General features: G+C 69.7%; 19 protein-coding genes. 13 read left to right on the top strand and 6 right to left on the bottom strand.

Annotated features, from left to right (window positions below):
• Positions 1-11 precede the first annotated feature (11 nt).
• Positions 12-1,043: a phenylalanine--tRNA ligase subunit alpha gene (pheS, locus tag WBL06_RS13505; RefSeq protein WP_424456898.1), complete on the top strand. Its 1,032-nt coding sequence runs from the start codon at positions 12-14 to the stop codon at positions 1,041-1,043.
• Entirely contained in the window at positions 1,043-3,523 is a 2,481-nt protein-coding gene (gene pheT, locus WBL06_RS13510; RefSeq protein ID WP_424456899.1) for a phenylalanine--tRNA ligase subunit beta, read from the top strand. The genes pheS and pheT overlap by 1 nt, the downstream gene beginning before the upstream one ends.
• An 86-nt stretch (positions 3,524-3,609) precedes the next feature.
• Here the strand turns inward: pheT and WBL06_RS13515 are convergent, their stop codons facing one another.
• Complete coding sequence (locus WBL06_RS13515) at positions 3,610-4,185, bottom strand: DUF937 domain-containing protein (RefSeq protein WP_424456901.1); 576 nt, start codon at positions 4,183-4,185, stop codon at positions 3,610-3,612.
• A gap of 258 nt (positions 4,186-4,443) precedes the next feature.
• Between WBL06_RS13515 and argC the strand changes: the two genes are divergently transcribed.
• Genes argC through argF form a run of 5 tightly spaced genes read left to right on the top strand, consistent with a single transcriptional unit; the run spans position 4,444 to position 9,692 of the window.
• Positions 4,444-5,484: an N-acetyl-gamma-glutamyl-phosphate reductase gene (argC, locus tag WBL06_RS13520; protein ID WP_424456903.1), complete on the top strand. Its 1,041-nt coding sequence runs from the start codon at positions 4,444-4,446 to the stop codon at positions 5,482-5,484.
• Positions 5,481-6,650, top strand: a complete 1,170-nt coding sequence (gene argJ / locus WBL06_RS13525; RefSeq protein ID WP_424456904.1) for a bifunctional glutamate N-acetyltransferase/amino-acid acetyltransferase ArgJ — start codon at positions 5,481-5,483, stop codon at positions 6,648-6,650. Before argC ends, argJ begins: the two co-directional genes overlap by 4 nt.
• Positions 6,647-7,567 carry an acetylglutamate kinase gene (gene argB / locus WBL06_RS13530; RefSeq protein WP_424456906.1) on the top strand — a complete coding sequence of 307 codons (921 nt, stop codon included), beginning with the start codon at positions 6,647-6,649 and terminating at the stop codon, positions 7,565-7,567. The genes argJ and argB overlap by 4 nt, the downstream gene beginning before the upstream one ends.
• 59 nt (positions 7,568-7,626) lie before the next feature.
• Positions 7,627-8,766 carry an acetylornithine transaminase gene (locus WBL06_RS13535; RefSeq protein ID WP_424456935.1) on the top strand — a complete coding sequence of 380 codons (1,140 nt, stop codon included), beginning with the start codon at positions 7,627-7,629 and terminating at the stop codon, positions 8,764-8,766.
• Positions 8,763-9,692 carry an ornithine carbamoyltransferase gene (gene argF / locus WBL06_RS13540; RefSeq protein WP_424456907.1) on the top strand — a complete coding sequence of 310 codons (930 nt, stop codon included), beginning with the start codon at positions 8,763-8,765 and terminating at the stop codon, positions 9,690-9,692. Before WBL06_RS13535 ends, argF begins: the two co-directional genes overlap by 4 nt.
• 5 nt (positions 9,693-9,697) lie before the next feature.
• On the opposite strand, the gene WBL06_RS13545 is transcribed toward argF, so the two are convergent.
• The gene (locus WBL06_RS13545; protein WP_424456908.1) at positions 9,698-10,297 is read right to left on the bottom strand and encodes a DUF6264 family protein; all 600 of its coding nucleotides are present in this window, start codon (positions 10,295-10,297) and stop codon (positions 9,698-9,700) included.
• 56 nt (positions 10,298-10,353) lie between these two features.
• Here WBL06_RS13545 and WBL06_RS13550 point away from each other — a divergent pair, with 56 nt between their 5' ends.
• From WBL06_RS13550 to WBL06_RS13565, 4 genes are read left to right on the top strand one after another with little or no spacing between them, the layout of a single operon-like run.
• On the top strand, positions 10,354-11,547 hold the full coding sequence (locus WBL06_RS13550; RefSeq protein WP_424456910.1) for an argininosuccinate synthase: 1,194 nt from the start codon (positions 10,354-10,356) through the stop codon (positions 11,545-11,547).
• Between the two features lie 49 nt (positions 11,548-11,596).
• Complete coding sequence (gene argH, locus WBL06_RS13555) at positions 11,597-13,006, top strand: argininosuccinate lyase (protein ID WP_424456911.1); 1,410 nt, start codon at positions 11,597-11,599, stop codon at positions 13,004-13,006.
• 16 nt (positions 13,007-13,022) lie between these two features.
• A complete protein-coding gene (locus WBL06_RS13560; RefSeq protein ID WP_424456913.1) occupies positions 13,023-13,193 on the top strand; it encodes a hypothetical protein in 171 nt (56 codons plus the stop codon).
• On the top strand, positions 13,175-13,786 hold the full coding sequence (locus WBL06_RS13565) for a DNA-3-methyladenine glycosylase (protein ID WP_424456937.1): 612 nt from the start codon (positions 13,175-13,177) through the stop codon (positions 13,784-13,786). Before WBL06_RS13560 ends, WBL06_RS13565 begins: the two co-directional genes overlap by 19 nt.
• A gap of 9 nt (positions 13,787-13,795) precedes the next feature.
• Here the strand turns inward: WBL06_RS13565 and WBL06_RS13570 are convergent, their stop codons facing one another.
• From WBL06_RS13570 to WBL06_RS13580, 3 genes are read right to left on the bottom strand one after another with little or no spacing between them, the layout of a single operon-like run.
• Complete coding sequence (locus tag WBL06_RS13570) at positions 13,796-15,613, bottom strand: FUSC family protein (RefSeq protein ID WP_424456915.1); 1,818 nt, start codon at positions 15,611-15,613, stop codon at positions 13,796-13,798.
• Positions 15,614-15,670: 57 nt separating this feature from the next.
• Positions 15,671-16,273, bottom strand: coding sequence for a winged helix-turn-helix transcriptional regulator (locus tag WBL06_RS13575; RefSeq protein WP_424456917.1), 603 nt, complete (start codon positions 16,271-16,273; stop codon positions 15,671-15,673).
• A complete protein-coding gene (locus WBL06_RS13580) occupies positions 16,273-16,803 on the bottom strand; it encodes a hypothetical protein (protein ID WP_424456919.1) in 531 nt (176 codons plus the stop codon). The genes WBL06_RS13575 and WBL06_RS13580 overlap by 1 nt, the downstream gene beginning before the upstream one ends.
• A gap of 105 nt (positions 16,804-16,908) precedes the next feature.
• On the opposite strand from WBL06_RS13580, the gene WBL06_RS13585 reads away from it, so the two are divergent.
• Complete coding sequence (locus WBL06_RS13585; protein WP_424456920.1) at positions 16,909-17,898, top strand: DUF817 domain-containing protein; 990 nt, start codon at positions 16,909-16,911, stop codon at positions 17,896-17,898.
• Here the strand turns inward: WBL06_RS13585 and WBL06_RS13590 are convergent.
• On the bottom strand, positions 17,809-19,626 hold the full coding sequence (locus WBL06_RS13590; protein WP_424456922.1) for a DUF2207 domain-containing protein: 1,818 nt from the start codon (positions 19,624-19,626) through the stop codon (positions 17,809-17,811). The genes WBL06_RS13585 and WBL06_RS13590 overlap by 90 nt on opposite strands.
• A gap of 76 nt (positions 19,627-19,702) precedes the next feature.
• On the opposite strand from WBL06_RS13590, the gene tyrS reads away from it, so the two are divergent.
• Positions 19,703-21,019, top strand: coding sequence for a tyrosine--tRNA ligase (gene tyrS, locus WBL06_RS13595; RefSeq protein ID WP_424456923.1), 1,317 nt, complete (start codon positions 19,703-19,705; stop codon positions 21,017-21,019).
• Positions 21,020-21,197 lie beyond the last annotated feature (178 nt).

Below are 21,197 nucleotides of genomic sequence, written 5' to 3' on the forward strand. Positions count from 1 at the left end.
GCTCGACACTCGTGTCCGAGATCACTCCGCAGGCTGTCGAGACGGCTGTCACCGCCGCACTGAGGGCGATCTCCGATGCGCAGGATTCCGCCTCGCTGAAGGCGGCCCGCGCCGCCCACACCGCTGAGGGTAGCCCGCTCGCGAAGCTCAACGCGTCGATGCGCGAGGTGCCCACCGACTCCAAGGCCGCTGCCGGAAAGCTCGTCGGCGAGGCCAGGGCGCAGGTGAACGGGGCGCTCGCCGAGGCCGAGGCCCGCATCCTCGCCGCTGAAGAGGCCGCGCAGCTCGCGGCCGAGGCGATCGACGTCACTGCCGTGCCGTCCCGCCGCCGAACCGGCGCCCGGCATCCGCTGTCGCTGCTCATGGAGCAGATGGGCGACATCTTCATCGCGATGGGCTGGGAGGTCGCGGAAGGCCCCGAACTCGAGCACGCCTGGTTCAACTTCGACGCGCTCAACATCGACCCCGACCATCCGGCGCGCGGCGAGCAGGACACCTTCTACGTCGAGCCCGCCGACCGCAACCTCGTGCTGCGCAGCCAGACCAGCAACGTGCAGATCCGATCGCTGCTCGACCGGCCGCTGCCGCTCTACGTCGTCGCTCCGGGCAAGGTCTTCCGCAAGGACGAGCTGGATGCCACCCACACCCCGGTGTTCCACCAGATCGAGGGCATCGCGATCGACCGCGGCCTGACGATGGCGCACCTGCGCGGCACGCTCGAGCACCTCGCTCGGGCGATGTTCGGTGAGGGCGCGCAGATCCGCCTGCGCCCGAACTACTTTCCGTTCACCGAGCCGAGCGCCGAGATGGATGTCTGGCAGCCGAACGCCAAGGGCGGCGCGCGCTGGGTGGAGTGGGGCGGATGCGGCATGGTCAACCCGAACGTGTTGCGCAGCGCCGGCGTCGACCCGACCGAATACCAGGGTTTCGCGTTCGGGATGGGCATCGAGCGCACCCTGCAGTTCCGCAACGAGATGAACGACATGCGCGACATGGTCGAGGGCGACGTGCGGTTCTCGCAGCAGTTCGGGATGGTGGTGTGATGCGCATCCCGATCTCCTGGCTGGGCGACTGGGTCGACCTCCCGGAAGACGTGACTCTCGAGCACCTCCACGCGGCGCTGGTGAAGGTCGGCTTCGAGGAAGAAGACGTGCACGGCTTCGGCGTGCAGGGTCCCGTCGTGGTGGGCCGCGTGCTCTCGTTCGTCGATGAGCCGCAGAGCAACGGCAAGACAATCCGTTGGGTGCAGGTGGATGTCGGGGAAGGTACTCCGCGCGGAATCGTCTGCGGCGCCCACAACTTCGAGGTCGGCGACCTCGTGCCGGTGTCGCTGCCCGGGGCGGTGCTGCCCGGGCCGTTCCCGATCACCGCGCGCAAGACCTACGGGCACGTGAGCGACGGGATGATCGCCTCCGAGCGCGAGCTGGGCCTCGGCGACGAGCACTCCGGCATCCTGCGGCTACACGAACGCGGCCTCGTCGGCGAGCCGGGCGAGGATGCGATCGCGCTGCTCGGGCTCGACGACTCGGCCGTCGAGATCAATGTCACGCCCGACCGCGGCTACGCCCTGTCGATCCGCGGGCTCGCCCGTGAGTACTCGCACTCGACCGGCGCCCGGTTCCGCGACCCGGCCCTCGAGCCGGTCGTGGGCGAGGCCTCTGGCTACTCGGTGGGCATCGACGACGCCGCGCCGATCCGCGGTCGTGCCGGGTGCGACGCCTTCGCCGTCCGCGTGGTGCGCGGCGTCGATGCGACCCGGCCGACGCCCTCGGGGATGGCCGCGCGACTCAAGCTCGCCGGCATCCGCTCCATCTCCCTGCCTGTCGACATCACCAACTACGTCATGCTCGAAATCGGGCAGCCGACCCACGCCTACGACCTGGCGAAACTGTCAGGCGGCATCGTGGTCCGACGGGCGACGGCGGGGGAAACCCTCGAGACCCTCGACGGCCAGGTGCGCAAGCTGGATGCCGAAGACCTGCTGATCACGGATGACTCCGGCCCGATCGGGCTGGCGGCCGTCATGGGCGGTCTCGCGACCGAAGTGTCGGACGCGACCACCGACATCCTGATCGAAGCCGCGCACTTCGACCCGGTCACCGTCGCGCGCACCGCGCGTCGGCACAAGTTGTGGAGCGAGGCATCCAAGCGATTCGAGCGCGGCGTCGACCCGACCCTCGGACCCATCGCCGCCCAGCGCGTCGCCGACCTGCTCGTGCAGCTCGCCGGCGGCACGATCGACCCGCTCGGCACTGTCGTGCCGTATCTCGGCGAGCCGATCCCGATCGCGTTCGCGCCCGGTGACGCCGCCGCTCTCATCGGGGTCGAGTACACCGACGACGAGGTGCGCGACACGCTCACCCTTATCGGAGCGACAGTGGATGCCACCGTCGACCGCTGGACCGTCACGCCACCGCCGTGGCGGCCCGACCTCGTCGACGCCCCGAGCCTCATCGAGGAAGTCGCGCGCATCACGGGCTACGACCGCATCCCCTCGCAGCTGCCGGTCGCCCCGCCCGGACGCGGCTGGACGCGGTCGCAGGTGGCGACGCGGCGCCTGGCGCAGACGCTCGCCGCGGCGGGCCTCACCGAGGTGCTCGCCTACCCGTTCCAGTCGGCCGCGACGGTCGAGCGGTTCGAACCCGGCGCCGCTGCCGTGCAGCTCGCGAATGCGCTCGACCCGCAGGCGCCGTTCCTGCGTCGTACCCTGCTGCCGGGGCTGCTCGAGACGGCGCGTCGCAACCTCTCGCGCGGGCTGACCGACCTGGCGATCTTCGAGATCGGCACCGTCTTCCGCCCGGAACCGGGAGTCGAGTACGGCACGGCCGAACTACCGCCGGGCGCCGTCGAACTCGAGCCGTCGGTGCTCGACGCACTCACCAGCGGGCTGCCGCCGCAGCCGCGCCGTGTCGCGGTGCTCTTCCTCGGCGATGTCGTGCCGAAGCAGCCGCGGGCCGCGGCCGTCGCCGCGGGCCTCGCAGACGCCCTCGACGCCGTCGCCGCGGTCGGGCTGGCGCTGGCCGCCGACATCCGCCCCTCCACCGGAACGCACCCCGCGCTTCACCCGGGCCGCACCGCGGAGCTGCGCGTCGGCACCACGGCGGTCGGTGTTGCCGGTGAGCTGTTGCCATCCCTCGCGCGCGAGCTCGACCTGCCCGGGGTCGTCGCGGTCGCCGAACTCGACGTCGACGCGTTGCTCGGCCTCGGTGCGACCGAGATCGCCGCGCGCCCGATCGGCACGCTGCCCGCGGCGACGCAAGATGTGTCGCTCGTCGTCTCCACCGACATCCCCGCCGCCGAGGTTCGGGATGCCGTGATCGAGGGTGCCGGAGAGTTGCTCGAAGATGCCCGGCTCGTCGACGACTACCGCGGATCGGGCGTCCCCGAGGGTTCGAAGTCGCTCACGTTCGCGCTGCGCTTCCGCGCCGCCGACCGCACGTTGACCGCAGCCGAGGCGACCGAGGCGAAACTCGCCGGCGTCGCCCTCGCCGAATCCCGGCACGGTGCAACTCTCCGCGACTAACGGAAAGCGAGCCGCAGCATCCGCCGGACCCGGGAAGACGACGAACGCGCCGCCCCGAGGGGACAGCGCGTTCGAGGATGCCGAGGCTACTTCTTGCCGCCGCCGAGCAGACCGCCGAGGATTCCGCCGAGCAGGTCGCCGGTCGAGTTCGACGAACCGGATGAGGAGCCGCCGCCGAGCAGGTCGCCGAGCAGGTCGCCGATTGCCCCGCCTGAGGACTCTTCCTTCGCCGCCGGTTCTTCCTTCTTGCCTCCCAGGAACTGTTCCGCGAGCCAGGCGAGCACGATGGGGGCGACGATCGGCAGGATCTGCTTGATGATGTCGCCGGTGACGTCGCCGGCATCGGAGGCCTTCGTCGCCGAGGCGGCGAGCTTGGTGGCGACGGCATCCTGCTTGTCGCCGTAGACGTTCTTCACGATCTTCTTGCCGTCTTCGGTGTCGATCTCCGACACCTTCTTCTTGTGCACGGCGCCGCGGTCGCGCGACAGGGCCTTCTCAAGCGACGCGGCACCCTTGGGGTCTTCGGCGTTGGCGGCCAGGCCGGCGACGAGGCCGGGAACGACCTGCTGCACGGCGGCTTCGGCGACGGATTCGTCGATGCCGAGCTGCTCGGCGATGTCGGCGACGGGGATCTGCTTGAGCAGCGAGCTGAGGTCAGCCATGGTTTCTTCTTCCGCTTGGGAGCCCGCGATGAGCCCTGTTCAGGTCTCAGATTAGTGCTCGGTAGCGCCCGGGGAGTATGGTCGAGGCGTGGAACTGACGCGGAACGACTTCCGGGGCCTCGAGCTCCGTTCGCTCCGTCGTGCGCGCCGACTTCAGGCGACGTCGCACCGCTGAGCCTCTCGAGTTCGCGCGACGTCGCCGCTTACCGTCCTGGTCGGTGATCCGGCCTCGTCCCGTCGAATCTGAAGGCCCCTTTCATGTCTGTGTCTGTCGCCGTCGCCGGCGCGAGCGGCTATGCGGGTGGCGAGCTGCTCCGGCTGCTCTCCGCCCATCCCGAGTTCGAGATCGTCACCGTGACGGCTCATCAGAACGCCGGGCAGCCGCTCTCGGCCGTGCATCCGCACCTCGTCTCGCTGCGCCATCTCGTGCTGCAGGAGACCACCGCTGCCGTGCTCTCGGGGGCGGATGTCGTCTTCCTCGCCCTGCCGCACGGGGCGTCGGGCGCGATCACCGCGCACCTTCCCGACGACGTTCTGGTCATCGACTGCGGGGCCGACCACCGACTCACCGATCCCGACGCCTGGGCCGCCTTCTACGGCGGCGAGTATCACGGCGCGTGGACGTATGGGATGCCGGAGCTGCTTCTCGCAGGGGGCGGCACGCAGCGCGCGAACCTGGTCGGGGCGACGCGCATTGCCGTTCCCGGCTGCAACGTCACGGCGATCACCCTGGGGCTGGTTCCCGGAATCGCGGCGGGCGTCATCGCCCCCGACGACCTCGTCTCGGTTCTCGCGGTTGGCCCGAGCGGCGCCGGCCGGAGCCTGCGCACCGACCTCCTCGCCGCCGAGCTGCTCGGCTCGGCCTCCGCATACCAGGTCGGCGGCATCCACCGGCACACCCCGGAGATCGTGCAGAACCTCGCGGCGGCCGGGGGAGCGAACCCGACCATCTCGTTCACGCCGGTGCTCGTGCCGATGGCGCGCGGCATCCTGGCGACCTCGACGGCGAAACTCGTCGGTGACCCGAAGGCTGTACGAGAGGTGTGGGAGAGCGCCTACGCCGACGAGCCGTTCATGCATCTGCTGCCTGCCGGCGTCTTCCCGAAGTCGGCCGACACGATCGGTGCGAACACCGTGCAGATCGGCCTCGCCGTCGACGAACGGGCCGGCCGGGTCGTCGTGGTGAGCGCGCTCGACAACCTGGTGAAAGGCACCGCGGGCGCCGCCATCCAATCTGCCAACCTCGCGCTCGGACTGCCCGAGACGCTCGGCCTTCCCCTCGATGGAGTCGCCCCGTGAGCAGTTCAGCCAGCACCGGCACGACGTACGCGAAAGGCTTCGAAGCCGCGGGCATCCCGATCGGGCTCAAGTCATCAGGCAATCCCGACCTCGCGCTTGTGGTGAACCGCGGCCCCCGGCAGAACGCCGCCGCGGTGTTCACGAGCAACCGGGCGAAGGCCAACCCGATCATCTGGTCGAAGCAGGTCATCGCCGACGGCACCGTGAGCGCGATCGTGCTCAACTCCGGGGGAGCGAACTGCTTCACCGGCGCCGAAGGCTTCCAGACGACGCACCTCACCGCCGAAGCCGTCGGCGAGGCGCTCGGCGTCAGCCCCGGCGACGTGCTTGTCTGCTCGACCGGCCTCATCGGCATGCAGCTCGACCGCGAGAAGCTGCTGCCCGGCATCGCGACAGCCGCCGCCGCGCTCTCCGAAGACGGGGGAGCGGATGCCGCGGCCGCGATCATCACGACCGACACGCACCCGAAGACGGCGACGCGCGAACGGGACGGCTGGAGGATCGGCGGCATGGCGAAGGGCGCCGGGATGCTCGCACCCGGACTCGCGACGATGCTCGTCGTGATCACGACAGACGCCGACCTCACGTCGGAGCAGCTCGACCAGGCCCTCCGGGCGGCGACCCGGGTCACGTTCGACCGGCTCGACAGCGACGGCTGCATGTCGACGAATGACCAGGTCACCCTGCTCGCGAGCGGCGCCTCGGGCATCAGCCCCGACATCCACGTCTTCGCCGCCGAGCTGCAGGCGCTCTGCATGGATCTCGCGTTCCAACTGCAACAGGATGCCGAGGGCGCGAGCCACGACATCGTGATCGAGGTCATGTCGGCAGCGACCGAAGAGGATGCCGTTGAGGTCGGGCGGGCGATCGCGCGGAACAACCTGTTCAAGGCCGCGGTGTTCGGCAACGACCCCAACTGGGGCCGGGTTCTCGCCGCGATCGGCACGACGCAGGCCGCGTTCGACCCCTACGACGTCGACGTGCTGATGAACGGCGTGCGGGTGTGCGCCAAGGGCGGCCCCGACCGGCCGCGCGAAGAGGTCGACCTGACCCCGCGCACCCTGTTGCTGCAGCTCGAACTGCACGCCGGAAACGCGGGCGCGATCATCCTCACCAACGACCTTACGCACGACTACGTGCACGAGAACTCGGCGTACTCGTCATGACCCCGGAAGAACTCGAAGCCGACGAGCGGGCGCTCGGCGCCGAGATCAAAGCCGGCACGTTGATCGAGAGTCTGGGCTGGCTGAAGCGCTTCTCGGGCAAGATCGTCGTCGTCAAGTTCGGCGGCAACGCGATGGTGAGCCCCGAGCTGCAGCGTGCGTTCGCCGAAGACATGGTCTACCTGCGCTACGTCGGGCTGAAGCCCGTCGTCGTGCACGGCGGCGGCCCGCAGATCACGGCGATGCTCGACCGGCTCGGCATCCCGAGCGAGTTCCGGGGCGGCTACCGGGTGACGACGCCCGAGACGATGGATGTCGTGCGCATGGTGCTCACCGGACAGGTGAGCCGCGAGCTGGTCACCCTGATCAACGAGCACGGGCCGCTGGCGTCGGCGATCTCGGGGGAGGATGCCGGGCTGTTCGGCGGCCGGCGCCGGGGTGTCGTCGTGGATGGCCCAGACGGCGAAAAGCACCTGGTCGACATCGGCCTCGTCGGTGATGTGGTGCAGGTCGACCCCGCCTCGGTGCTCGCGGAGGTCGAGGCCGGGCGCATCCCCGTCGTGTCGTCGATCGCCCCCGACCTCGACGTGCCGGGCCAGTCGCTCAACGTCAACGCCGACTCGGCCGCCGCGGCCCTCGCGGTCGCTCTCGGGGCCGAGAAGCTCGTCGTGCTCACCGATGTGGCCGGGCTCTACTCCGACTGGCCGAACCGGGAGTCGCTCGTGTCCAACATCGACGCGACCGAGCTGCGGGCGCTGCTGCCGAAACTTGAGAGCGGCATGATCCCGAAGATGACCGCCTGCCTCGAAGCGGTCGACGGTGGCGTGCCGAAGGCGGCGATCATCGACGGCCGGCGGCCCCACTCGGTGCTGCTGGAGATCTTCACGGATGCCGGCATCGGCACGGAGGTGGTGGCATGAACGACTTCGGTGGTCGAGTAGCGCCGGAGGCGCGTGTCGAGACCAGATTCCGGGAGGCGATGTTCTCCTACGCCCCGACCCCGCTCAAGGTGCTCGTGCGCGGCGAGGGCGCCCGCGTGTGGGATGCCGATGGCGTCGAGTACCTCGACTTCCTCGCCGGCATCGCGGTGAACGCACTCGGGCACGCGCATCCGGTGTTCGTGGATGCCGTGAGCCGCCAGGCCGCGACCCTCGCGCACATCTCGAACTACTTCGCGAGCGAGCCGCAGTTGGAGCTCGCCGAGCGGCTCAAGCGGCTCACCGGTGGGGACCGCGTCTTCTTCTGCAACTCCGGCACCGAGGCGATGGAGGCCGCCGTCAAGGTCGCTCGGCGCACCGGGCGGCCGCGCATCCTGGCCCTGGAGAAGTCGTTCCACGGCCGCACGACGGGTGCCCTGGCGATCACCGGCAAACCGACGCTTCGCGAGCCGTTCGAACCGCTGATGCCCGGGCCCGAGTTTCTGCCGACGACGATCGAGGCCCTCGAAGGTGCCATCGGCCCGGATGTCGCCGCCCTCGTGCTCGAGCCGATCAAGGGCGAGGCGGGCGTGCTCGACCTGCCCGAGGGCTACCTTGTCCGTGCCCGCGAGCTGACCACCGAGCACGGCGTGCTGTTGATCATCGACGAGATCCAGACGGGTGCCGGGCGCACGGGGGAGTGGTTCGCCTTCCAGGCCGAGGGAATCACCCCCGACATCGTCGCGCTCGCGAAGGGCATCGGCGGCGGCTTCCCGATCGGCGCGCTCGTGGCTTTCGGCGCGGCCGGCGACCTGCTGAAGCCCGGCGACCACGGCACGACATTCGGCGGCAACCCGTTGGCGACCGCGACGGCGAATGCCGTACTCGGTGAGATCGAGCGGGCCGACCTCGTGGGCAACGCGCGGGCGATGGGGGAGCGCATCCGCGCCGGACTCGCCGCCCTCACGCATCCTTCGATCACGGATGTCAGCGGTCGCGGGCTTCTCGTCGGCATCGGCCTCGCCGGACCGTGGGCGAACGCCGTCGCGACGCGGGCCCTCGAGCTGGGGCTCATCGTCAACGCGGCGGCCGACGACCGCATCCGCCTCGCTCCGCCGCTCACGATCGACGCCGACGATGTCGATCGTTTCCTCGACCTCTTCTCGAAGGCTCTGGCCGCAACCGAAGGACACTCCTCATGACCCGCCACTTCCTCCGCGACGACGACCTCACGCAGGCCGAACAGACCGCGGTTCTCGACCTCGCCGAGACCATCAAGGCCGACCGTTGGGGCCGCAAGCCCCTCGCCGGGCCGCAGACCGTCGCGGTGATCTTCGACAAGTCGTCGACGCGCACCCGGGTGTCGTTCGCCGTCGGCATCGCCGACCTCGGCGGCATCCCGCTCATCATCTCGACGGCGAACAGCCAGCTCGGCGGAAAGGAGAGCCCCTCCGACACCGCCCGGGTGCTCGAACGGCAGGTCGCGGCGATCGTCTGGCGCACCTACGCGCAGTCGGGGCTCGAGCAGATGGCGGCCGGCACCACGGTGCCCGTCGTCAACGCGCTCTCCGACGACTTCCACCCGTGCCAGTTGCTCGCCGACCTGCTCACCATCCGCGAGCACAAGGGCACCCTCGCCGGTCTCACGGTGACGTTCCTCGGCGACGGGGCGAGCAACATGGCGCACAGCTACCTGCTCGCCTGCGCGACCGCGGGCATGCACGTGCGGGTAGCTGCTCCCGAGGAGTTCAGCCCGGTGGATGCGGTGGTGGCGGATGCCGACGCCCGTGCCGCTGAGACGGGCGGCTCGGTCACGATCTTCACCGACCCGAACGAGGCCGTCGCGGGGGCGGATGTCGTGGTCACCGACACCTGGGTGTCGATGGGCAAGGAAGACGAGAAGGCGCACCGCGTCGCCGTGTTCGGCGGCTACCAGGTGACGACCGACCTCATGACGCTCGCCAAGTCCGACGCGATCTTCCTGCACTGCCTGCCGGCCGACCGCGGCTACGAGGTCGCCGCCGACGTGATCGACGGACCGCAGAGCGTCATCTGGGACGAAGCCGAGAATCGGCTGCACGCCCAGAAGGCGCTGCTCACCTGGCTGCTCGAGAAGAGTGCCGGATGATCAGTTCAGCGGATCGTGCCCGACAGCAGCGACGGGTCGCTGAACATGATCGCCATGAACGTGCCCCAGAACACGATCGCCGCGATGACACCGGCGGTCAGCGGCACCCAGAACGCGATCTTGTTCTTGATCAGCATCGGGATACTGACGCCCAGGGCGATGAGGTACAGCACGATGTGGCTGATCGCGATGATCGCCGGGGCCGCTCCGACGTCTCCGTTCCAGCTGCCGAGGCCGGACTGACCGTACGCCTGGTCGAAGACGTCTTGCACCAGCACGGGGTCGGCGAAGATCGCGGCGTAGATCAGGCCGATGCCCATGCCGAACAGCCCGAGGACCAACAGGATGACCGTCAGCACGAGATCCCAGACGCGACGCCGCTTGACCGGCGGCACTGCGGCGCCGTAGACCGGCGTTCCGTAGGCGGGTGTGCCGTAGGCGGGTGCAGCGGCGTAGTCCGGCATCCGCTCGCCGTACATCGGCGGGGGGAGCGGCGAACTCGGCTCGGGCGTCTGCTGGGGCGCCGGCGCGGCCTCACCGTAAGTGAACGACGGAGCCTTCGGCACCTCGGGAGTCGGGTCGGACGCTGAGTTCGGCTCGGACATGCGCCTACCCTACCCATCCCTAAGCTGAACACCAGCAACCACAGGAGAAACAACTCATGGCACAACGCGTCGTCCTCGCCTACTCGGGCGGACTCGACACCTCGGTCGGAATCGGCTGGCTCAAGGATGCGACCGGCAAGGAGGTCATCGCCCTCGCGGTCGACGTCGGCCAGGGCGGTGAGGACATGAACGACATCCGTCAGCGCGCCTTGGACTGCGGCGCCGTCGAGTCGATCGTCGTCGACGCTAAGAGTGAGTTCGCGAACGACTTCCTGATGCCCGCCCTCAAGGCGAACGCGATGTACCAGAAGCGGTACCCGCTGGTTTCGGCGCTCAGCCGTCCGGTCATCGCCCAGCACCTCGCGCGGGTCGCGAAGGAGCTCGGCGCCGACACCGTCGCGCACGGCTGCACCGGCAAGGGCAACGACCAGGTGCGCTTCGAAGCCGCCGTCGCCGCTCTCGCCCCCGACCTGACGAGCATCGCGCCCGTGCGCGATCTCGCGCTCACCCGCGACAAGGCGATCGTCTATGCCGAGGAGCACAACCTGCCGATCCAGCAGTCCAAGAAGAACCCCTACTCGATCGACAAGAACGTCTGGGGTCGCGCCGTCGAGACCGGGTTCCTCGAAGACCCGTGGAACGCCCCGGTCGAGGATCTCTACGAGTACACCCTCGACCCTTCGGCCGACGGCCCCGCCGACGAGCTGACGATCACGTTCGAGCGGGGCATCCCGGTGGCGATCGACGGCGCCGCGGTCACGCCGCTCGAGGCGGTGCAGCAGATGAACGCCATCGCCGGTCGCCACGGTGTCGGCCGCATCGACATCGTCGAAGACCGGCTCGTCGGCATCAAGAGCCGCGAGGTGTACGAGGCGCCCGGCGCGATCGCGCTCATCGCGGCGCATGAGGAACTCGAGAACCTCACCCTGGAGCGCGACGTCAACCGCTACAAGCGCAAGATGGAAGCCGACTGGGCCGAACTGGTCTACGAGGGCCTGTGGTTCTCGGGGCTCAAGCGCAGCATGGATGCCTTCATCGACGACACCCAGAAGTACGTGTCGGGCGAGATCCGGCTGCAGCTGCAGGGCGGCCGCGCCGTCGTCACCGGCCGTAAGAGCGAGCAGTCGCTCTACGACTTCTCACTCGCGACCTACGACACCGGCGACACCTTCGACCAGTCGCTCGCAAAGGGCTTCATCGAGATCTGGTCGCTGCCCTCGAAGATCTCGGCCCGCCGGGACCTGTCATGACTCGATGGTCGAGTAGCGGGCGCAGCCCGCGTGTCGAGACCCGCGCCTGATGGCCAAGCTCTGGGGTGCGCGCTTCGAGGGGGGTCCGGCCCCGGAGCTCGCCGCGCTCAGCCGCAGCACCCACTTCGACTGGGTGCTCGCGCGCTACGACATCGCCGGGTCGCACGCGCACGCGAAAGCCCTTGCTGCCGCGGGCCATCTCACCGCGGCCGAGGCGTCGGCGATGCACGATGGCCTCGACGAACTGGCGCGCCGCCTCGACAGCGGCGAGCTCGTCGCAACCGATGACGACGAAGACGTGCACGGCGCCCTCGAGTCGGCCCTCGTGGATGTCGTCGGGCCCGAGCTCGGCGGCAAGCTGCGCGCCGGCCGCAGCCGCAACGACCAGATCGCCACGCTCATCCGCCTGTTTCTGCTCGACCACGCCGACGTGATCTCCCGGGAGATCGTGCGGCTCATCGACGCGATCGCGGCGCAAGCTTCCTCGCATCCCGACGCCGTCATGCCGGGCCGCACGCACCTGCAGCACGCGCAACCGATTCTGCTCGCGCACCACCTGCTGGCCCACGCCTGGCCGCTCGTGCGCGACCTCGAGCGCCTGCGGGACTGGCGGGTGCGGGCGCAAGGCTCTCCCTACGGTGCCGGTGCCCTCGCGGGGGGCGCCCTCGGCCTCGACCCGACGATCATCGCGCGCGAGCTGAACCTCGGCGACCCGCTGCCGAACTCGATCGACGCCACGAGCGCCCGGGATGTCGTGGCCGAGTTCGCCTACATCGCCGCGCAGGTCGGCGTCGACGTCTCGCGCTTCGCCGAAGACATCATCCTGTGGACGACGCGCGAGTTCGGGTTCGCGCGCCTCGACGACGCCTACTCGACCGGCTCGAGCATCATGCCGCAGAAGAAGAACCCCGACATCGCCGAGCTCGCGCGCGGCAAGGCCGGTCGCCTCGTCGGCAACCTCACCGGGTTGCTGACGACCCTCAAGGGCCTGCCGCTCGCGTACAACCGCGACCTGCAGGAAGACAAGGAGCCGGTGTTCGACTCCGTCGCGACCCTCGAGCTGGTGCTGCCGGCGTTCGCCGGGATGGTCGAGACCCTCACCTTCGACACCGAGCGGATGCGCGCCCTCGCGCCCGAGGGCTTCTCGCTCGCGACCGACGTCGCCGATCACCTCGTGCGCGGCGGGGTGCCGTTCCGCGAGGCGCACGAGATTGCGGGCGCTCTGGTGCGGTTCTGCGAGGAGCGCGGCCTGCAGCTCGATGAACCGACGGATGCCGACTACGCCGCGATCGACACCCGCCTCACGCCCGACGTGCGGGCGGTGCTCACGGTCGACGGGTCGATCGCGTCCCGTTCAGGCGTCGGGGGCACGGCGCCCGAGCGGGTCGCCGAGCAGCTCGCCGCCCTGACCGCCGCCGTGCGACCCCTCGCCCCGACGTCACTGAAGGAGACCCGATGACCCCGAAGGCGATGCCATGACACTGTCCGGCCAGAGCGACTGGAAGCGCCGCCGTGAATCCGCCCGCTCCGCGCGCGCCGAGCGCGAGGCGCGTTCCGCCTCGAAGCGCCCCTGGCAGCTACCGCTCATCATCGGCATCGCGGTGGTGGTCGTCGTCGGTGCGATCGTCTGGTACTCACTGCTCTGACCGATCTCGCTGACTTCCTGGCGCGGCCGGCCACCGAGGTCGCGCCGCAGCTGCTCGGCGCCGTGCTGCACGGCCGCGGCGTGAGCGTGCGGCTGACCGAGGTCGAGGCCTACCTGGGCGAGCACGACCCCGGGTCGCACGCCTTCCGCGGCCAGACCCGCCGCAACGCCGTGATGTTCGGCCCGCCGGGCCACCTCTACGTGTACTTCAGCTACGGAATGCACACCTGCGCGAACATCGTCTGCGGCGCCGAAGGCGAGGCAACGGCGGTGCTGTTGCGTGCCGGCTCCATCGTGGAGGGCATCGACGCAGCGCGTACGCGCCGCATCACGTCGAAAGTGGATGCCGACCTCGCCCGCGGTCCCGCGCGGCTCGCCGTCGCGCTCGGGATCACTCTCGCCGATAACGGGGCCCGCGTGGGCGAGCTGTTCCGGATCGACCTGCCGCCGCATCCGGTGCCGGAGTTCTCGACCGGCCCGCGCACGGGAGTGTCGGGCCTTGGCGGCTCACACGACTACCCGTGGCGCTTCTGTATCCCCGGCGATCCGACCGTTTCGCCGTACCAGAAGTCGGTGCCGAAGAAGCGAAGCTGAGGCGATCCGTCAGCCCGCGCGGAGGGCGTCCGCGAGACCGTCGATCGCGAGCTCGAGCCTCACGAGGCCGTGTTCGGGCGCCGTCGGCGCCGAGGGGCGGGACTCTTCCCGGGAACGGGAGGGCCCCCGGGTGAGGTCGGCGCGGATGCCGGCCACCTTGGCAGCGACGTCCGCGACCGCCGAGCTGTAGCCGGGACGGTCGATGACGCGCGCGCGGTAGTCGTGCACGGCGGCGCGCAGCTCGCGGGCGACGATGGCGCCGGCACCGATCTGTTCGGCGAGGATGCGCTCGTGGCGCGAGAGCTGCCATCCGCGGCGCGACGACTTGGCCTCGGAGCGCAGCACCTCGAAGCGAGCGAGGGCGTCGCGTCCGGCCAGAGTCACCTCGTCGGCTCGACCGCCCGCGGCCATGCCCGACAGCGTCGCCAGCACCTCGGCCATGGCGTCGTCGGCGTGCCGCCGCATCGTCTCACCGATGCGGGCGGGCAGCACCGCGAAGCCGACCCCGGTGCCGATGACAGCGCCGGCTGCGGTGAGCAGCAGGTGCGTCGGCAGCGTGGCGAAGCTGTCCGCTGTCGTCAGACCGAAGAGCACCGTCACCAGCACGCTGAGGGCGAAGACGCTGACGCCGTAAGCGAGCTCGGCCGCGTAGTGCTGCGCGAACATCGCGACCGCGGCGACCAGCGCGACGAGGATGAGGTTGTCACCCAGAAGCAACGAGAAGGCGACGCCGACCGCCAACCCGGCTATCGCCCCGAGCACCCGGCGATAGCCCTTGCTGAGGGATGCCGCCGCCGACGTCGTTCCGAACACCATCACCAGAGCGGCGAGCACTGCCCAATACCAGTGCCGCGGGTCGACGACCTGGGCGACCGCAAGCGCCAGCACTACGGCCGTCAGCAGTTGCGTCGCGATGGAGAGCAGGCTGCGGGCGGCGCGGCGCCAGTCCAGGCGAGGCGGGGCGTACGGCTGATCAAGCGCGGAGGTGCGCGCCGGGGTGCGGGCGCGTTCCGGGGCATGCAGCAGGGGATCGGCCACGAGAGCGTCGAGATCCGACGTTCCCTTCCCGGCGAGTGCCGCCGCCACCGCGAGTTCGAACCGCGCTCCCAGTTCGGCCAGCGCGGTGCCGTCGCCGCGTCGCAGCGCGTCGGGCCACCCGTCGGGATCAGCGGCGATGCGGGCGCGGGTCACCGAGATCGCCGCTTCCAGGGCATCCAGGTGCCGGCGTGCGGACTGTTCGCCTCCCGCGACGGCGCGCGGCATCTGTTCGACGAGGGTGCGCAGGCTGCCGACCATGCGTCGGGTGTGGATGCGAGGGCGATACCGCAGCAGCACGGTGAGCATCAGAACGGGAAGGCCGGCTCCGATGACGACGCCGCCGAGAGTCCAGGGCAGGTCGGACCACACCGGTCTCACGATTGCGGCCGCGACGAATCCCGCCACTCCGCCCAACGCGACGATCGTGCCGCCGGTGCCGAGCAGGGTCGAGGCGATCACCGTGACGGCGATTCCGAAGAATACGGCGGCCGAGACGAGCGGGTCGCCGAGCACGAGCATCCCGAGCACGAGCCCCAGGCTCCCCGATCCGGCGAGCAGCAGGAGCGGCACGAAGCGACGACGCTCGCGCAGCCCCATCCCGATCGTCGCGCTGCCGACGGCGGCGACGAGCATGCCCGGAATCGCGAGCGACCAGGCGATGCCGGTCGATCCGCAGACGACGAGCAGGGCGATCACCACGACGAGAAAACTGGCCGTGGCGCGCACCGCGGCACCGAGCCTGCGCAGACCGGGGTCGGCGGCCGAGAACGCGAGCCGGAGTGTGCTCATGACACCATCATCCCTGCCCGCACACCCGTCACTTGACAGTCGGGCGCGCGTGACGACCTATGAAGCGGGCGTCGCCTCGTTCGCGAGGGCGAGCACCGCCTGGAGGTCGGCTCGGGCATCCAGTTCGGTGCGGATGTTGGCGGCCCAGATGCGCTGACTCACCGCCTGCGGACTCACCCCGAGTCGCTGGGCGATCTCGCGTTGCGTCAGCCCGGAGCGCAGCAGGTCGTACACCTCCCACCCCTCGAGGGTGCGGCGCGCACGCAACGCGATGGCGAGCGTCACCAGTGGCCCGGGATCGGCTGCCGAAGACCGACTCGACCTCAGCGCGAACCGGTAGGGCGACTGCTTCGCCTTGGTCACCGCCTGGCGCGCCGCCACGAACGCGGGGCCGCGGGCGGCGCGCACCGTCTTGGGCAGCAGCTCGTCGATCGGGCCGATGCCGCATCCGACGCTCCACTGGCTGGCGCGAGTCAGCTCGAAGATGATGTCGAGCGCCGCCTCGGCGTCGTCGGTGAGCCCCTGGATCTCGTCGCCCGAGTTCTGCTCGACTGGCAGCGTCAGCGCCGACCCGTACCGCAGGTTCAGCCCCTCGAGCGTGACATCGACGAGGTCGGGTCGATGGCGGCTGTCGACCTGGTCTGCGGTGATGACGAACACTACGCCAGCCGGAATCCCACCAGGACGGCCACGACGAAGCAATAGAGCGCCCAGCCGATGCTCACCAGGGTGCCGAGTACCCGCACCGCAGCGGTCACGTTGTCTTTACGCGTCGCGTACACGCCAAGGGCTTTGGCCGCCAACACCACCGCGGCGATCTCGGTCGCGCCGATGATGAGGGCCAGCGTGAAGGCGAACCGCTCAGCCACGCCGATCCACGCGCTTCCCGGCAGCCGGTCGGGGTCGGGCTGACCGCCGTTCGCCCATTCGAGCACCATCCGTACGACGGCGCCGCCGCCGAGCACCGCTGCCCAGAGTGCGCTCGCCGCGATGATGCCCTGCACGGCGTGCTGCGGCAGGAACGAGTGGCTGGGTGCCCCGGCGAAGAGGATGCCGACGCCCCCGCCAAAGGTGACCATCAGAAACGTCAGCGCGCCGAGGATCGTCAGGGCGACCCGGCCCTTCGCGGCGATCGACAAGGCCCCGAGCGTTCCGGCGACGATGAACGCCGCAACGCTGAGCCAGGCCATTTCGCCACCTCCTTTCGGGAGAGTAGCAGCCGCCGCCGACCGACCGGTCGACCCGCGCGGGCAGAGTCTCAGCCCGGCTCCGGATGCCACCCCTAGCATGTGGCGGTGCCCCGCTTCACCTCGCTCGAGGTTCTCGTCGATCACGCTGCGCACCGTCTGATTGCGCGAGTACCCCCGACCCGCGGATGGGTGTTCCTCACCGAATTCCTCGTGTTCGGCGCGAAGCAGGCGTGGGCATCGCTCTTCGGCGCGCTGCTGCTCGTCGCCATCGTCGCGACACGTGTGCTGTATCCCGACGACGCTCTGCTCGCCCGCAACGACTTGCTCACGATCATCGCGGTGCTCATCCAGATCGGGATGCTGGTCGGTCGCCTCGAGACGGTGGGTGAGTTGCGCGTCATCCTGCTCTTCCACGTCGTCGGAACCGTGATGGAGCTGTTCAAGACCGACGTCGGGTCCTGGGCGTACAGCGCGGGCGGGGTGTTGCATCTCGGCGCGGTTCCCCTGTTCTCGGGGTTCATGTACGCCGCAGTCGGGTCCTACATGGTGCGCGTCGTGCGGCTCTTCGACATCCGCTTCGAGCGCTACCCGCGGCGCTGGCTCACCGCGCTCGTCGCGATCGCGTGTTACATCAACTTCTTCACCAACCACTTCGTGCTCGACGTACGGTGGGCGCTATTCGCCGCGATCGTCGTCCTCTATTGGCCGACGGTTCTCGAAGCGCGGGTGTTCCGCGCCCGCTTGCGGCTCTCGGTGCTCTTCGCGTTCGTGCTCGTCGCCCTGTTCATCTGGATCGCCGAGAATGTCGCGACGGCGGGGCAGGCGTGGGTCTACCCTGCCCAGGCGGATGGCTGGACGCCGGTGTCGCTCGCGAAACTCGGGTCGTGGATCCTGCTGATGATGATCTCGGTGGTGCTCGTCACCTGGGTCTACCCGCCGGAGCCGCCCGACAGGCCCGAGCCGCCTGAAACATCCGAGCCGCCTGAAACATCCGTGCAGCCGGAATCAGCGGCCGCCGCCTCCTCCGCCGCCTCCGCCGCCGCCGGAGGAGCCGCCGCCACTCGAGAAGCCGCTCGACGAGCTGCTTCCCCCTGACCCCGACGACGACGACGACACCGGTGGCGTCGTCGCGAACGAACTCGCCGCGAACGTGGTGCCGAGATTCGCGAGGCTCGAGAAACCCGACGAGAATTGCAGGCTCGACGACGGGGGAGCGGTCTCGCTGTAGTGCGCCGCGAGTTCTGCGGCCCACCGCTTCTCGACACCCCAGACAATCGCCCAGGGCAGCAAACGTTCGTAGAGTTTCACGACCGCGGCGGAGTCGGTGGGGTCGATGCGGGTACGCACTGCGCCTTCCGGGCTCTGCAACACCCGTAGCCGGTCGGCTTCGGCGAGTTGCAGGTAGTCGCGCAATCCGAGCAGCTGCTCGTACACGGCGCTGCCTTTCTCGGTGCGGCGCTCCGGCCGGCCGTTGAAGGCCATGACGACGAGCGAGCCGACGATCGCGAGCGGGATGGTGACCGAGAGTAGCGGGCTGCCGACATCCTCGATGCCGCACAGCACGGCCAGCCCGATCGCGCCCGCGAGCACCGCGAAGGCCGGCCAGAAGATGACCCGCCGCAGCGGGCTGCGCTCGCCCCGGCTGAGGAACTTCGGCCGCAGACCCTTCCGCGATTGGCCCACGAGGGAAGCCACTCGGTCACCCAGTTTTCGGTTCTTGCGGTCGAGCACGAGCGATGCGCCATCGCGGGAGCCGTCGATGAACAGCTTCTGGAGCGCACGGTCGTCCGGTCCCCACACGGCCGCCGAGCGGTCGAGCACGTCGAGCCGGAACCGGCGGTGCTCCGGTTCGTCAGGGTCCTCGACGAGTTGCACGATGTCGTCGACCGCGAGTTTCACAATCTGGGCGGGCAGCGCGGCCCGCGGACGCCCGAGCAGTTCGGCGGCGGCCATCACCCCGAGTTCCTCGGGCCCCTCGTACTCGGGCACGATGATGCCTCGCCCCGGCGCATGCCGCCACAGGAGACGGCGGAACGCGACGGCGGTCAAGCCGGCCGCGGCGAGTACCCCGAGAAGCACCCACGGCAGCACGACGAACGGCCAGGTCTCGTCGACCGGTGTGCCCTCTCGGAAGGTGCCCGGTTCGAACCCGACGACCATCGTGACGTTCTGATACCCGCCGAGGGCGATCGGCGCGATCTCGACCCCCTCATCGGTGGTCTGGATCTCGCAGCGCTCGGTGGAGCTCTCGTGCCCGAAGAAGCAGGCCGTCTGGCCCGTCGCGGCGGCGCGGAGGTCGGGGGAGAGGATGAGGGAGGCGGACACCCCACCGAACGGTTGCGCCCAGCCGGTGCCGTTCACGTCCCAGTAGAACTCCTGGCCGGTGTCGAACGTGCCGATGACGTCGTGCGCTGTCCACTCGATGACGTAGGTCGTGCGGCCGTGCACGAAGTCGTCGGTGCCGAGCGCGAGCGACACGTATTCGGCGCCCTGATCGTCGCTCCACCGCGACTCCTCGTACGGCACAGAGTCGCCCGTCTCGTCGGTGACCGACCGGATGTCGACACCGATGTCGACGCGACCGTAATCGGTGGGGATGTCGCGCACGATGCCGCGGTTCTGGTCGTACTCCGGAAACAGCGCGACGAGCGTCTCGACGACGTGTAGGCGAGCTGTTCCGTCGGTGTCTCGGCTGAGTGAGTACTGCACCGTCATCGACTCGAACTCGAAGTCGTCGACACCGGCCGTGGCGGGGGCGGCGGTCAACGCCAACCCGGTGGCCAGCAGCACGATCGATCCGGCGATGAGGGGGCGGGGGAGCACGCTGCGAGCCTAGTGTCGGGCCACATCGCGGTCGCGGACGAACAACTGCCCAGGTCGAGGCGGGTAATCTGTCCCGGTGCCCGCTACTGATGCTCTCGCGCACCAGCGCAACGACCCGACGTTCGACGACGTCTGGGACGAGCTCGTCTATCGCGGCCTCGTGCATGTCTCGACCGATGCGGGGGAGCTGAAGCGTCTGCTCGCCGGCCCGCCCGTCGTGTTCTATTGCGGGTTCGACCCGACCGCGCCCAGCCTGCACCTCGGCAACCTGGTGCAGCTGCTGACGATGCGCCGCATCCAGCTCGCCGGCCATCGGCCGCTCGGCCTCGTCGGCGGCTCGACCGGACTCATCGGCGACCCGCGACCGACGGCGGAGCGCGTGCTCAACACCCCCGAGACGGTCGCGGAATGGGTGGGCAAGCTGCAGGCGCAGGTTGCGCGCTTTCTCGCCTTCGACGGTACAAACGCTGCCCGCATCGTCAACAACCTCGATTGGACGGCCCCGCTGTCGGCGATCGACTTTCTGCGCGACATCGGCAAGTACTTCCGGGTCGGCACGATGGTGCGCAAAGAGATCGTCGCGAAGCGGCTGCACTCCGACGAGGGGATCTCGTACACCGAATTCAGCTACCAGGTGCTGCAAGGCATGGACTTCCTGCATCTGTACCGCGAGTACGGCTGTGTGCTGCAGACCGGCGGCAGCGACCAGTGGGGCAACCTCACCAGCGGCGTCGACCTCATCCACAAGGCCGAGGGCGTGTCGGTGAACGCGATCGGCACCCCGCTCATCGCCAACAGCGACGGCACGAAGTTCGGCAAGAGCGAAGGCAACGCCGTCTGGCTGGATGCCGAACTCACCTCTCCGTACGCGTTCAGTCAGTTCTGGCTCAACACCGACGACGCCGACGTGATCGCACGCCTCAAGGTCTTCACCTTCCTGTCGCGGGCCGAGATCGAGCGACTCGAGGCGGCGGTCGCGAGCGAACCGTTCAAACGCGAAGCGCAACGCACGCTCGCCCGAGAAGTGACGACGCTCGTGCATGGGGCCGCCGCCACCGAGGCGGCGTTCGCGGCCGCTGAGGCCCTGTTCGGCAACGGTGACCTCGGTGCGCTCGACGAGGCCACGTTGCGCGCGGCGATCACCGAGCTACCGTCTGCCCCCGCGGCATCCGGAACGACCGTCGCGCAGCTTCTGGTGGATGCCGGCCTCACCTCGAGCCTGAGTGAGTCGCGGCGCGCGATCGAACAGGGCGGCGTCTACCTCAACAACGTGCGCGTCGACGCCATCGACGCGATGGCCGACGCCTGGCTGTCGGGGGGAATGGCCGTGCTGCGGCGAGGAAAGAAGACCCTCGCCGGGCTGACCGCGCCGGCGCAGGCCGCCGATGGATGATCGGCGGTTGCCGCAGATATGGATCGGGATGAGGGCGAAGTGAGTTTCAACAACGACGAGGGCGACGGCCTGGCGGCGCTGTTCGGCGGGATCACCGCGTCGGATGACGAGCCGAACACGCCCGGCCCGCGCCGAACGGGTGCCGTTGCGCCCGAGCCGGCTCCGCCTGCCCAGGATG

The organism is Pseudolysinimonas sp. (assembly GCF_049651805.1).
GTDB lineage: Bacteria > Actinomycetota > Actinomycetes > Actinomycetales > Microbacteriaceae > Pseudolysinimonas_A.

What these genes read in the sequence shown, in the direction of transcription:
- pheT (WP_424456899.1), top strand. Translation starts at nt 1,043, where the DNA reads ATGCGCATCCCGATCTCCTGGCTGGGCGACTGGGTCGACCTCCCGGAA.
- WBL06_RS13515 (WP_424456901.1), bottom strand. Translation starts at nt 4,185, where the DNA reads ATGGCTGACCTCAGCTCGCTGCTCAAGCAGATCCCCGTCGCCGACATC.
- argC (WP_424456903.1), top strand. Translation starts at nt 4,444, where the DNA reads ATGTCTGTGTCTGTCGCCGTCGCCGGCGCGAGCGGCTATGCGGGTGGC.
- argB (WP_424456906.1), top strand. Translation starts at nt 6,647, where the DNA reads ATGACCCCGGAAGAACTCGAAGCCGACGAGCGGGCGCTCGGCGCCGAG.
- WBL06_RS13535 (WP_424456935.1), top strand. Translation starts at nt 7,627, where the DNA reads ATGTTCTCCTACGCCCCGACCCCGCTCAAGGTGCTCGTGCGCGGCGAG.
- argF (WP_424456907.1), top strand. Translation starts at nt 8,763, where the DNA reads ATGACCCGCCACTTCCTCCGCGACGACGACCTCACGCAGGCCGAACAG.
- WBL06_RS13545 (WP_424456908.1), bottom strand. Translation starts at nt 10,297, where the DNA reads ATGTCCGAGCCGAACTCAGCGTCCGACCCGACTCCCGAGGTGCCGAAG.
- WBL06_RS13550 (WP_424456910.1), top strand. Translation starts at nt 10,354, where the DNA reads ATGGCACAACGCGTCGTCCTCGCCTACTCGGGCGGACTCGACACCTCG.
- argH (WP_424456911.1), top strand. Translation starts at nt 11,597, where the DNA reads ATGGCCAAGCTCTGGGGTGCGCGCTTCGAGGGGGGTCCGGCCCCGGAG.
- WBL06_RS13560 (WP_424456913.1), top strand. Translation starts at nt 13,023, where the DNA reads ATGACACTGTCCGGCCAGAGCGACTGGAAGCGCCGCCGTGAATCCGCC.
- WBL06_RS13570 (WP_424456915.1), bottom strand. Translation starts at nt 15,613, where the DNA reads ATGAGCACACTCCGGCTCGCGTTCTCGGCCGCCGACCCCGGTCTGCGC.
- WBL06_RS13580 (WP_424456919.1), bottom strand. Translation starts at nt 16,803, where the DNA reads ATGGCCTGGCTCAGCGTTGCGGCGTTCATCGTCGCCGGAACGCTCGGG.